This is a genomic window from [Clostridium] citroniae WAL-17108, from assembly GCF_000233455.1.
Classification (GTDB): domain Bacteria; phylum Bacillota; class Clostridia; order Lachnospirales; family Lachnospiraceae; genus Enterocloster; species Enterocloster citroniae.
In genome coordinates this window covers 166,359-178,646 of record NZ_JH376424.1, presented here as the reverse complement: position 1 = coordinate 178,646, position 12,288 = coordinate 166,359, and the positions used below count along the sequence as shown (strand labels likewise).

Here is a 12,288-nt window from a genome sequence, read left to right as displayed (position 1 = left end):
TTTTTATCTTACCGTCCCAATATTCTCCAGATGATCTCCCTGCGTATATCCTGCAGTTCGGGATCAGCACAGTCCCTGCCCTCTTTTCCCGGAAGAATAACCTCCCATGCCACCCGGGCGGGGCGGGCGGAAAGTACTAAAATACGTGTGGCAACAGTCAGCGCCTCATCAATCTCATGGGTTACAAAAAGGATCCCCTGTCTCTGCTTTTTCCAGATCGAGAGCAGCATATTCAGCATTTCCATCCGTATCCCGTAATCCAGGCCCTGGAAGGGTTCATCCATAAGCAACAGGTCGCTTTTGTGATAAAACGCCCGGGCAATGGCGCACCGTTTGGCCATGCCTCCTGAAAGCTGGGCAGGATAATAGTCCTCAAAACCCCCAAGCCCCACTGCATCAATCCACTCCCGCACCGCCTGTGCTGCACCGGGAGTATTTTCCTCCCTTGCCAGACGGATATTGTCAAAAACCGTTCTCCACGGAAGCAGACGGCTTTCCTGGAACACATACCCTACCCTGTCCGGGACACCGGACACACTCCCCTTATCCGGTTGAACCAATCCGGAAATAATATTTAGCAAGGTGGATTTTCCGCACCCGGAAGGGCCGATCAGGGCTACGATCTCTCCGGGCTCCACAGAGAAATCCAAATGGTCAAGGGAAGCTAAATCTCCAAAGGTTTTTGAAAGGTTAGAAACCTTCATAAGTACAAGCTCCTTTCCCGGTAAACAGACATTTTAAGATCCAGTGCGTCAGATAACAGAATGACACCAGAATAACTGACCAGGCGATCAATGTCTCCGGCTCAATATTCAGCCGCGCTGTGGTAATGGCTCCTCCGATTCCGGTGCTGGTGGTCAGCACCTCCCCCATGACAACGATCTTCCATCCGCCTCCCACTACAATTTCCAGGGAAGACCGGATATAGGGGGCTAAAGATGGCAAAATGACGTGCATAAGGATCTTTTGTTTGGAAAAATGATACATTCGGGCCATTTCCAGCAGTTTTGGGTCAATATTGCGCACTCCCTGACACAGATTGATCGCGACCGTGGGAAGGGTCGCTGTCACCACAATAAAAATACAGGGCTTTCCGTTAAATCCAAACCACACCAAAGCCAATACAACCCAGCACACAGGCGGCACTGTCTGGAAGATCCGCAGGACCGGTCCCAAAACCGATTCCACCCGCGGCCAAAATCCAAACAGGAGCCCCAGAACACTGCCCAGAAGGATACCCACCGCCAGGCCGGCAGCAAGCCGGCCCAGTGTCAAAGCCATGGTTGTCCACAGGCTGGCCGTGGTCAGAATATGAAAGACCTGACGTGCCACACTGTCAATGGAAGGTACCACCATTGGAGGAAAAAAGAGAGTCAGCACAAACCATGTCCCAAAGATCAGCACAATGGTCAGCATATGGTCCATTTTATGGTTCATGGTAATACATATCCTCATCCGGAATCTCACCGCCGATCATGGCGGCATCAAATTCATTCAGCATCTGATAAAATGTATCCAGCTCCGCCTTGGCATCCAGGGCGGATTTATAATATAGTCCCATGGTGGGAATGGCCTTTTGTACCATCCGGGCCTTCATTCCCAGATGTTCCTCCGCCAGGGCCGCCGCCTCCTCTGGATGCTCCAGCACCCACTCAAGGCTCTCCTCATAAGCCTTCTCAAACCGGGCTGCAAGTTCCGGATTCTCCTCTGTAAAGGACGCCAGTGCACCAAATCCGGCATTGGGGATCATGGTATCAGTTCCGGTTGCCTTCTGCCATTCCTCCTCAAAACTCAAGGCACGGCGGACATCCGGGTTCTGGCTCAGGGCAGCCGTCACCTGAGGTTCGATCTGGGTTGCATAGACCGCCTTTCCGGAAGCCAGCAGCGAGGTCACCTCCGGTGTGCTGGCATAGATGATCTCCACATCCTCTCCCACTTTAAGACCTGCGGCAGAGATAAAATACTGGGTCAGGGCATCCGGCGGAGATGACTGAAGGGGAACATATACGGTCTTTCCTTTTAAGTCGCTCCAATCACGAAAATCGGGATCTGATGTGAGGAAATATGTAACGCCCCATGTATTGACATTCATCAGCTGCACGTCCAGCCCTTTGTTATAAAGCTTTGCCACCACGGTCAAGGGAAATGCGAACATCTGGTGCCCTCCGTCCTGGACCATGGCGATCAGCTGCTCCGGACCATCCCACACATCCAGCTGGATTTCTACCTGATCACCCAGCGCATTGGTGGACATCATATGGAGAACGGGAAGGGCCGGCGGTGCTGTGGGTACACCGATCTTCAGGACTGACGACTCCCCGCCCCCTGTCCCGGGATCAGATATCTCGGCGTTCTCTGGAACAGATGCCTCGGCGGTTTCTGGAGCAGATGTTTTGGCGTTATTTGAAAGGGATTCCCTGGAGGAATCTCCGCTTTCAATTGCCTGGACGGAAACTGAGGCCTTGGTATCCGCCTGCCGTGCCTGGGGCGCACAACCTGCCAGGCTGCTGAACACCAGGCCAAAAGCCAGTAAAAATGAGAGATTTTTTTTCATTTGATTTGACATTCCTTTCTGTTGGTACTATAGTAGATTCGTGGGTTAGTTATGGCTAATCCGTTAGCTGTATTATAGAATGAGCCATGCATTTTGTCGGTTGCCATGGCAACGAGGAGGGAATTCTTTGGAATATAATTTATCAGTATTAGGACATGTTCCGCTTTTTGACGGTATTCCGGAAGATAAATATCACAATGTGCTGCAATGTCTGGATGGAACGATCAAGTCTTTTCCTGCCGGAAAGATTATACTGGATATTGGGGAACCGTCCAAACAGGCAGGAATTGTTCTGGACGGAAAGATCCAGATCATCTCCTATGATGAGGCAGGGAATTCGATTAATATGAATCATTGCTGCGCAGGGGAATGTTTTGGTGAAGCAGTTGCATGTGCGGTCAAAAATCAAAGCCCCATGCAGATCAGTGTCCTGGAAGACTGCCGCATCCTGCTCATCAGGTTTGACAATCTCATGAAGCCCTCTGCCTGTCCCTACCGCAATCAGGTCACTGTAAACCTGCTGCGGCGCCTGGCAGAAAGAAACCTGTTCCTTAACCGTAAGATACGCATTCTGGCCCAGAAAAAGCTGAGGGACCGTATTAAACTGTATTTACAGACGCAGCCCTTGGCCAGGGACGGCACCATACAGATCCCATTCAACCGCAATGCATGGGCTGAATTTCTGTGTGTGGACCGAAGCGCACTGTCCAGGGAACTGGGAAGATTAAAAAATGAGGGGATCTTGGTCTGTGAAGGAAACCGGGTGATCCTGATGGACAAGGGGTTTTTGTCCCCCAGTTGAGAATATTTTATCATCAAATAGACGTGCAATGTTGCCACAGCAACTGAATATTTATATAAAACCAATTATACTGGTGCTGTCAGACAAAAAAGAGAGGAGCAAACCATGAGGTTTTTAAGACATTTGCCCACTGCGGCACCTGAATCTCTAAACAGTTTAATCCAGTATCGTCCAAACCAGGTGTGCAGTATGAGTCTCTATCAAAGCCAGGAAGTCCAGATCACCCTGCTTGCCTTTGATAAAGAGGAGGGCGTCAGTGAAGAACTGTATCCCGGAGACACCCTTTTCTTTATGGTGGATGGGGAGATGACTCTGACAGCGGGAGCAGAGGAACACCTCCTGAAAAAGGGGCAGGTGATGGCTATACCTGCCGGTGTTCTCCATTCCTTAAAAAGCGCTGTCTCATTTAAGATATTACAGATAACGGCAGTTACTTCTGCCAACTAAAAAGTGTACTCCCGGAATCTCCCCGGCATCTATCTTTGCAGCTGATTTTCCGCCAGCCGCGCACAAATCTGAGTACCGGGAGGTTCCGAAAGTACACAAAACATATCAGGAGGATTATATGGAACCATTGATCAAAAATATTGAACATGCCGCTGCCTTTGAGCTGGCACAGAAAGTAGATTATGATTCATGCAAGGTAGTGAGCCTGACCCTTGCCCAGCAGCCCGGTGCGGGGATCACCCTGTTTGCATTTGATGAGGGAGAAGGTGTCAGCACCCATGCGGCTCCCGGAGATGCCATGGCCTTTATAATTGAGGGTGAGGCATTGATCACCATTGACGGTGTGGAGCACCATGTAAAGAGCGGGCAGGCCATTGTCATGCCTGCAGGCATTCCGCACGCAGTAAAGGCCAAAACAAAATTCAAGATGATGCTGACTGTTGTAAAACAAATAGATTGATATCACAAGATGGTGTTACAACAAACAGATCCGTCCGCTGTGGGCGGAGGACGGCTGCTGCCACAGGCAGGCCGCCTCCGCCTTTGCATATTTGGCGTTTCTCACATTGGTTTCAGGTTTTTGTTAAGCCGGTCCACCATCCATGCCGTCCTCTTCTCACGTCCGGCATCTGTTTTCGCATCAAAGTAGGCCCTGGTATATGTTTTCTTAACCGACTGTGACATGGCAAGAAAATTAGTATGGGCAGGCTCATATCCCTTTAACAGGTCTGTCACCGCAGCGATCTGATCCTCTGTGACAGCCGGGGGCTTTGGGGCATCCCACCGGCCGTTTTTTCTGGCTTCTTCTATTTTTTTCCTGCCATGGTCAGTCATGATCCCCTGTTTTTCAAGCTTTTCCGCCAATGCTTTATTTTTCTCCGACCACTTGCTGTTTTCCCTGCGCAGGGAGAAGTATTTTTTATAGGTTTTGTCATCCATACTCTGCATCTGTCCATCGATCCATCCAAAACAGAGCGCTTCCTCAAGGGCTTCGCCTGCCTTCAGCGTCTTTGGTCCGCCTGCTTTTCCAAAGAGCAGCCAGACCCCTTCATTTGACAGGCAGTTTTCATGCAGCCATGCACGAAACTCCTCCCTGTCTGAAAACACCATCCTATCATTCACTTTGTTTACCTCCTCTGCCCTTGTCCACTGAGGGTACCATAAAAACAGTACAAAAATGGACGCCTTACAGGCCGTCTTCAGTCCAACAACCGTGTCCGTAAGCTGCGTCCATTCATTCTTAATTTCACCTTAGAAGCGGGAGGATCCCCCTCAGGACATGGAAGCCTTAAGAGCCAGATCCAGATCCTCTATAATATCATCTATGTTTTCCAGTCCCACGGAAAAACGGATCATTCCCCCATTAATTCCGGCAGCAGCCAGCTGTTCATCGGTCAGCTGCCTGTGTGTCTCGCTGGCTGGGTGAAGGACACAGGTCCTTATGTCCGCCACATGCACTTCGTTGGAAGCCAGTTTCAGGGAATCCATGAATTTTGCCGCTGCAGGCCTGCCGCCCTTCATGATAAATGAAATAACACCGCTGCATCCCTTTAAGTATTTCTTTGCAAGCTCGTAATCGCGGTTGCCGGGAAGTCCCGGATACAGAACACTTTCCACGGCATCGGACTCCTCCAGGTGCTTTGCCACTGTCATTGCATTCTCACAATACTGTTTCATGCGCACAGGCAGTGTCTCAAGGCCAAGATTCAGCAAAAACGCGGAATGGGCGGCCGGATATACGCCAAAGTCCCTCATTAGCTGCATCCGTGCCTTGATGATATACGCCATGTTTCCATAACTGTCCGTATAGGAGATCCCATGGTAGGATTCATCCGGCTCAGTGAGTTCCGGGAACTTGCCGTTTTTCCAGTCAAATTTGCCGCTGTCAACAATCACTCCGCCGATCTGTACAGCATGTCCATCCATATACTTGCTTGTGGAGTGGATCACAATGTCGGCGCCAAACTCAAAGGGCTTGCACAGGATAGGGGTGGCAAAGGTATTATCCACGATCAGAGGAACCCCCATCTCATGGGCAATGTTTGCAAACTTTTCAATATCAAATACCTTTAATGCCGGATTGGCAATGGTCTCGCCAAACACAAGTTTGGTATTGGGCTTAAAGGCAGCCTTGATCTCTTCATCCGAAGCATCATTGTTAACATAGATGCACTCAATTCCCAGCTTTTTAAGGGTAAAGGAGAACAGGTTAATGGTGCCTCCGTAAATCGTGGGAGTGCTGATGATGCTGTCCCCAACCGTACAGATATTGAGAATACTGAGAAGCGTGGCCGCCTGACCTGATGTGGTGCACATTGCCCCCACTCCGCCTTCCAGTTCAGCGATCTTCTGTTCCACTGCCATCACTGTGGGATTGCCAAACCGTGAATAGCAAAGTCCTTTGGTGGGATCATCAAAAATAGCAGCTACCTCTGCAGCAGAATCATATACATACGTGGTGCTCTGCACAATGGGCAGCACACGTGGCTCCCCATTTCCCGGGGTATAACCTGCATGTAAACACTTAGTTTCGTCTTTCATTTTACGTTTCTCCTTCTGTTGAACATATTAGTAAGCTTTAAACCTCAATACACATTATACAGTCTTTGCTGTCCGGATACAAGTTTTCCTGTTTCGGAACCTGTCCCGGAACCCGTTTCAGGATTAATATCAGATCCTGTACATGACCCTGTTCCTAAATTCCTGGGCTTTGCCGTCATTCCAGTCATGGACCGGCCTGTAATATCCGGCGATCCTGCTGTAGATATCTGCTTGGTCGCCGCATTTGGGACACACCTTCTGTCTGCCGGGCAGGTAACCGCAGGACTGGCAGATCGTATAAATGGGCGACAGCGTACAGTAAGGAATCGTATGCTCCGTGATCCCATGAAAGACCACATCCCTTGCCTTTCTCCAATCCTCAAGCTCCTGCTCCACATAGATGTGGAAAACAGTCCCCGTGGTGTAAAGGGGCTGTACCTCATCCTGGTTTGCCAGCGCCTCCTCCAATGGAATATCATGGTCTGCGGGAAGCTTTGTGCTGTTGGTGTAATACGGTGCGTTCCCCTCCCGGCCCCCTGTCCTGATCCCAGGGAAACGCTCCCTGTCAAGCCTGGCAAAACGGAACGTAGCCGACTCTGCCGGAGTTGCCTCCAGACCATAAAGGGTTCCGTATTCCAGCTGGTATCCGATCAGTTTTTCCCGCATATGGTTTAACACAGAGACAGCAAACTGTCTTGTCTTCTCCGACTCCATCCCTGCCCGCAGCCATGGGGCATTCAAACCTGCTTCATTCATGCCGATCACGCCAATGGATGAAAAATGGCTGTCAAAATCAGACAGGTAGCAGGCTGTATAAGGATAAAGGCCGTTCTTTAACAGATTGGAGACCACCCTTCTCTTTGTATCCAGGGAACGTGCTGCCAGATCCATCAGATGGTCCAGTCTTTCATAAAATTCCTTCCCGCTCCCGGACTGGAAAGCGATCCTTGGAAGGTTGATTGTCACCACGCCGATGGCTCCCGTGTGCTCCCCGTATCCGAAGAATCCTCCGGCCTTCCTGTGCAGCACATGGAGATCCGGCCGGGTTTCCTGGCAGGAGATCCTCACATCCTCCGGTACCAGGCCGCTTCTGGTATAGTTGATAAAATACGGTGTGCCGTATCGGGATGCCAGTGAAAACAAAAGCCGGTTCTGTTCCGTTTCGGACCAGTCAAAATCAGACGTCACCCCATAGGCCGGGATCGGATACTGGAACCCCTGGCCATTGGCATCGCCCTCCAGCATTGTTTCCAGAAAGGCTTTATTGACCATGTCCATCTCTTCCTGGCAGTCCCCGTATGTAAAATCCATCTGTTTCCCGCCTACAATGGCCCGTTCTCCCGCCATGTCCTTTGGCACCTTCAGATCCATGGAAATATGGGAAAACGGCGCCTGGGTCCCCCATCTGCTGGGGGTATTGACCCCGAAAACAAATGCTTCCATGCATTTTTTCACTTTATCATATGGCAGGTTGTCTGATTTTACAAAAGGTGCCAGATAGGTATCAAAGGAGGAAAATGACTGGGAAGCCGCCCATTCATTCTGCATAATACCCAGGAAATTAACCATCTGGTTGCACAGGGTGGCCAGGTGTTTGGCCGGGGAGGCTGTGATCTTTCCCGTAATTCCCCCAAGGCCGTCCAGCAGCAGTTTTTTTAATGACCATCCGCAGCTGTAGCTGGTCAGCATGGACAGGTCATGGATATGGATATCCCCGTTGAGATGCGCATCGGAAACCTCTTTGTCATATATCTCCGTAAGCCAGTAATTCGCTGTCACCGCTCCTGAATTGTTCAGGATCAGCCCGCCCACGGAGTATGTTATGGTGGAGTTTTCTTTCACTCTCCAGTCCTCCACCTTCACATAGTTATCCACCACATCCTTATAATCCAAAGTGGTCTTTTCCAGATTCCTGATCTTCTCCCTCTGCTTTCTGTAAAGTATGTAAGCCTTTGCCACGTCCGTGTATCCCGCTTCCTCCAGGACCTTCTCCACACTGTCCTGGATATCCTCCACCGGGATCCGGCCGTCCTTCATCTTTCCCTGGAAATCGGAGGTCACCCGAATGGACAGCAGTTCAATGATATCATCCGTATATGATTTGCCGGTTGCCTTAAATGCCTTCTTGATCGCCACAGTGATCTTCTCCAACTGAAACTCCACGATTTCTCCGTCCCGCTTAACTACAAAAAACATATCCTGTTCCCTCCTCAAAAAGTTGTCCCTGTCCCGCCCCATTCATCATTCAAATGGCTGTATATAAAAATTCCCCATCACATCGCTGGAATTTATGACATTCACAAATGTGTCGGGATACTGCTCCCGGATCCTCTTTTTCATTTTCCGCACATCATTGTCCGACAGCACGGTATAGATCATATACTTCTTATGGGCCGTATATGAGCCGAATCCCTTCAATATGGTACTGCTGTGGTTTGTAAGCTCAAGCAGGTCGGCTGATACGTCCGCCGGATGGTCCGTGACAATGAGCAGAGTCTTCTTCTTATATTTTTTATAAAAGGTATTGATGATCTGTGTATTACAAAATTGGAAAATAATAGAATATAATGCTTTGTCCATGCCAAAGATTGCTCCTGAAACCAGGATGATCACCGCGCTGAACAACAGCATATAGTTAAATGTGGACACCTTATACTTGACGGACAGGGACATGGCTATAAAATCCGTCCCCCCTCCGCTGGCATTATGGTTAAGGATAAGGCTCATTCCCAATCCGTTGAGGATCCCTCCAAAAACAGAGATCAGCAGGATATCTCCCGTGATGGGTATGACCGGCAGCTCATCCACCAGAACCGACACTGTAAGCAGGCTGATGCAGGACAGGATTGTAAATTTCCTGCCCACCAGCCGGTAGGCAAATACAGCCGGTATTGCATTAAATAATACATTGAGCACAGTAAATGAGATCTTCACATCATAAAAAGTCAGGCCCACCCTCTGGATCAGTTTTGCCAACCCTGAGAAGCCTCCGGGCACCAGTTTTCCCTGCTCCACAAATGTATTCATGTTGACGGCCACAATCAGGCTCCCCAGCAGAATACACAGGAATGCGCCTGCATCCCTCCACTGCTTGTTTCGATCCGTCTTTTTCAGCTTTCCCTGAGTAAAATCTGAAACAATGTTATTCTCTTCCATGCATATCTCCTGCCCTGTTATCTGCCCTGTTATTTGTCTTGTTCCAGCTCATGCAGCAACCCCGCTTTTTTCAGGGCTTCAAAACTCTCCTCACTGATGGCATGCTCCAGCCTCCCGGCGTCAATATGCGCCTGTTCATGGGATATACCGGCATCCATGAGTACCTGCTCAAAAAAGCAGTGCATCTCAAACACCAGCTCGGCTTCCGCCTTGCCGCTGTCTGTCAGCTCAATCAAACCGGCAGGATCCTTTTTAATATATCCCTGCTCCTCCAGCTGCTTAACCGCAATGCAAACACTTGGTTTGGAAATTCCCATGTGCTGTGCGATGTCAATGGAGCGGACCGTGCCCTTATTGTTCTTTAAAATATAAATAACCTTTAGATATTCCTCTCGTGATGTGCTCAGTTTCATATAACCCCCCGCCTCCCTAATTAAATATGAACAGATCGATCAAGGATTGCTTTTATCCATTCTCTTTCTCCTCCCATAATTGTATCATATTACCACAACTGTTCAATCACTTTCTTCCTTGTTTTTACAGAAAAGCATCTGTGAATTGCATGAAAGTCCTTCGTGTGATACAATACCAAAGGATATTTTTAAGTCTGTTTAACCTGCGGACCAATACGGATTGAACAGACAATAATGGATTGATGGGAGATTTAACATGAAAAAACGGGAAGCGGTCTGGGAGTTCATCATGATTACATTTGCCACTGTTATTGTAGCTGCGGCAGTCTTCTTTTTTCTGATACCCAGCCATGTATCAGTGGGAAGCATATCCGGTCTGGCAATCGTGCTTGGGAATTTTATTCCCCTGAAGATTTCCGCCATCACCTTTGTACTGAACATTTTTCTTCTGATTCTGGGCTTCCTGTTCATCGGAAAAGAATTCGGCTCAAAAACCGTATACACCTCCTTCCTGCTTCCGGTTGTGCTGGCTGTGTTTGAACTGATGTTTCCGGACAACCAGTCCGTTACCAATGACGCGTTTCTGGACATGCTCTGCTATATTTTTGTGGTGAGCATCGGTCTTGCCATGCTGTTTAACCGGAACGCCTCCTCAGGGGGACTGGACATAGTGGCAAAATTCCTGAACAAGTATCTGCACATGGAACTGGGCAAGGCCATGTCACTGGCCGGCATGTGCGTGGCCCTGTCCTCCGCCCTAGTTTATGATAAAAAGATCGTGGTGCTGAGTGTATTGGGAACTTATTTAAACGGAATTGCCCTGGACCATTTTATTTTTGGCTTTAATATCAGGAAACGTGTATGCATCATCTCCGAACACGAGGAAGAGATCAGGGAATTCATCCTCCATCATCTCCACAGCGGCGCGACCATCTATGAAGCCATTGGCGCCTATGACAAAAAGCCCAGAAGAGAGATCATTACAATTGTTGATAAAAGCGAGTACTCCATGCTGATGACATTTGTCTTAAAGACGGATAAGGATGCATTTGTGACAGTCTATACGGTAAATGAGATCATATACAGGCCCAAATGCTGATAAACGGCGCAGATATTCCCTTATCCGCTAAAGGTAGTTCCTCTTGTGTCACAGTTTCGCACTGCAGGCACTGCAAGGCAGAGGAATGAAGCCAGCAAAACCAGCGCTCCTGCAATCAGGAACCACTTTTCAACCCCGTATGTTTCCGCAAATACTCCTGAAACAGCCAAGCCCACCGGGCCGCTGATCAACTGTATGCTGCTGGACAATGACAGCACACGTCCCAGGTATCTTGCCTCAAAATTGCTTTGCAGCAGCGGTGTATAGATTCCCCAATAAAAAGGTCCGGACACCCCCATCAGCCAGGAACAGACAACAAACAGGGAAAATCCCCCTGGCGGAAGGACCCCTGAGACAAACAAGCTGAAACTCATCAACAGGAAGGAACCAATAATGGTATGGATCCTGTTTTTTGTTCCTCCCCACCTGGACAGGATCAGGGAGCCAAACAAAAGCCCCAGTGAAAACACGACCTCAACCAAACTTGCATGGGTGCTGGTCCCGTTAAAATAGGACATACTCATCAGAGGAAACAATGCGCTGGCGGGCATCAGCGCCAGTGTATAAAGAGTACCGATCAGAACCAAGCCCAGCATCCCCTTGTTAGTGAGGAGGATCTGGAATCCTTCTTTTGCCTCCCGCAGCACCTGCACCTTTCCCCGGCTCCCGTCCCTGGGCAGTTCCGGAATGCTGGTGATCCCCAGGGTAAACACTGCGGTCAGGGCACCTATAACATCCAGGAAAATGATCCCGCTTAAACTCCATGAACTATAAAAAACAGCAGCCAGAACCGGGCTTAATATCTGTGAAACAGACCCAAGGGCCTGGGAATATCCGGCGCATCTGGTCAGCTGGTCCTCAGGTACGATCTGGGGCGTAACCGCCTGCAGGCAGGGGGTATGGAATGCCGAACCCACAGAGCGGCACAGCAGGACCGCAAGTATCAGCTCAGTGGACAGCACGCCCATCCATCCTGCGATCACCATGACAAAGCTGGCTGCAGAGATCAAAAGGTCGGATATGATCATGATCCGCTTCCGGTTGTATCGGTCAATAAACACGCCTATAAACGGCCCCAAAACTCCCTGGGGCAGAAATCCCATCATCATGGCTGCTGACAGCACAAGGGCGGATCCAGTCTGATCCGTAAGATACCACACAATGGCAAACTGAAGGACAGAGCTGGAAAACTGAGACAATGCCTGCCCTGCCCATATTGTAAAAAAGTTTTGTTTCCAATTTGATATTGATCCGTTCATTCCAACGCTCCCAATCA

The 12,288-nt window shown here is 49.4% G+C and carries 13 protein-coding genes; 4 read left to right on the top strand and 9 right to left on the bottom strand.

The features are described from left to right. Positions 1-8: 8 nt before the first annotated feature. The 3 genes from HMPREF9469_RS17995 to HMPREF9469_RS17985 are packed head-to-tail and all read right to left on the bottom strand — an operon-like array spanning position 9 to position 2,554. Entirely contained in the window at positions 9-704 is a 696-nt protein-coding gene (locus tag HMPREF9469_RS17995; protein ID WP_007864637.1) for an ABC transporter ATP-binding protein, read from the bottom strand. Next, positions 691-1,437, bottom strand: a complete 747-nt coding sequence (locus tag HMPREF9469_RS17990; RefSeq protein ID WP_007864635.1) for an ABC transporter permease — start codon at positions 1,435-1,437, stop codon at positions 691-693. The genes HMPREF9469_RS17995 and HMPREF9469_RS17990 overlap by 14 nt, the downstream gene beginning before the upstream one ends. Continuing rightward, entirely contained in the window at positions 1,427-2,554 is a 1,128-nt protein-coding gene (locus tag HMPREF9469_RS17985) for an ABC transporter substrate-binding protein (protein WP_007864632.1), read from the bottom strand. Before HMPREF9469_RS17985 ends, HMPREF9469_RS17990 begins: the two co-directional genes overlap by 11 nt. 127 nt (positions 2,555-2,681) lie before the next feature. On the opposite strand from HMPREF9469_RS17985, the gene HMPREF9469_RS17980 reads away from it, so the two are divergent. The 3 genes from HMPREF9469_RS17980 (at position 2,682) to HMPREF9469_RS17970 (ending at position 4,263) form a co-directional block, all read left to right on the top strand. Next, positions 2,682-3,356 carry a Crp/Fnr family transcriptional regulator gene (locus tag HMPREF9469_RS17980; RefSeq protein WP_007864629.1) on the top strand — a complete coding sequence of 225 codons (675 nt, stop codon included), beginning with the start codon at positions 2,682-2,684 and terminating at the stop codon, positions 3,354-3,356. A gap of 105 nt (positions 3,357-3,461) precedes the next feature. After that, positions 3,462-3,803, top strand: coding sequence for a cupin domain-containing protein (locus tag HMPREF9469_RS17975; RefSeq protein ID WP_007864627.1), 342 nt, complete (start codon positions 3,462-3,464; stop codon positions 3,801-3,803). A gap of 118 nt (positions 3,804-3,921) precedes the next feature. Beyond that, positions 3,922-4,263, top strand: coding sequence for a cupin domain-containing protein (locus HMPREF9469_RS17970; RefSeq protein ID WP_007864624.1), 342 nt, complete (start codon positions 3,922-3,924; stop codon positions 4,261-4,263). Positions 4,264-4,364: 101 nt separating this feature from the next. On the opposite strand, the gene HMPREF9469_RS17965 is transcribed toward HMPREF9469_RS17970, so the two are convergent. From HMPREF9469_RS17965 to HMPREF9469_RS17945, 5 genes are all read right to left on the bottom strand, one after another. Further along, entirely contained in the window at positions 4,365-4,913 is a 549-nt protein-coding gene (locus tag HMPREF9469_RS17965) for a YdeI/OmpD-associated family protein (protein ID WP_252208251.1), read from the bottom strand. A gap of 162 nt (positions 4,914-5,075) precedes the next feature. Then, entirely contained in the window at positions 5,076-6,344 is a 1,269-nt protein-coding gene (locus tag HMPREF9469_RS17960; RefSeq protein ID WP_007864620.1) for an O-acetylhomoserine aminocarboxypropyltransferase/cysteine synthase family protein, read from the bottom strand. Positions 6,345-6,473: 129 nt separating this feature from the next. Next, positions 6,474-8,540: a ribonucleoside triphosphate reductase gene (locus HMPREF9469_RS17955; protein WP_007864618.1), complete on the bottom strand. Its 2,067-nt coding sequence runs from the start codon at positions 8,538-8,540 to the stop codon at positions 6,474-6,476. Between the two features lie 45 nt (positions 8,541-8,585). Beyond that, positions 8,586-9,500, bottom strand: coding sequence for a YitT family protein (locus HMPREF9469_RS17950; RefSeq protein WP_007864616.1), 915 nt, complete (start codon positions 9,498-9,500; stop codon positions 8,586-8,588). A gap of 29 nt (positions 9,501-9,529) precedes the next feature. Continuing rightward, a complete protein-coding gene (locus tag HMPREF9469_RS17945) occupies positions 9,530-9,913 on the bottom strand; it encodes a metal-dependent transcriptional regulator (protein WP_007864613.1) in 384 nt (127 codons plus the stop codon). Positions 9,914-10,169: 256 nt separating this feature from the next. On the opposite strand from HMPREF9469_RS17945, the gene HMPREF9469_RS17940 reads away from it, so the two are divergent. Next, complete coding sequence (locus HMPREF9469_RS17940) at positions 10,170-11,012, top strand: YitT family protein (protein WP_007864612.1); 843 nt, start codon at positions 10,170-10,172, stop codon at positions 11,010-11,012. A gap of 20 nt (positions 11,013-11,032) precedes the next feature. Here the strand turns inward: HMPREF9469_RS17940 and HMPREF9469_RS17935 are convergent, their stop codons facing one another. Then, a complete protein-coding gene (locus tag HMPREF9469_RS17935) occupies positions 11,033-12,271 on the bottom strand; it encodes an MFS transporter (protein ID WP_007864600.1) in 1,239 nt (412 codons plus the stop codon). Positions 12,272-12,288 lie beyond the last annotated feature (17 nt).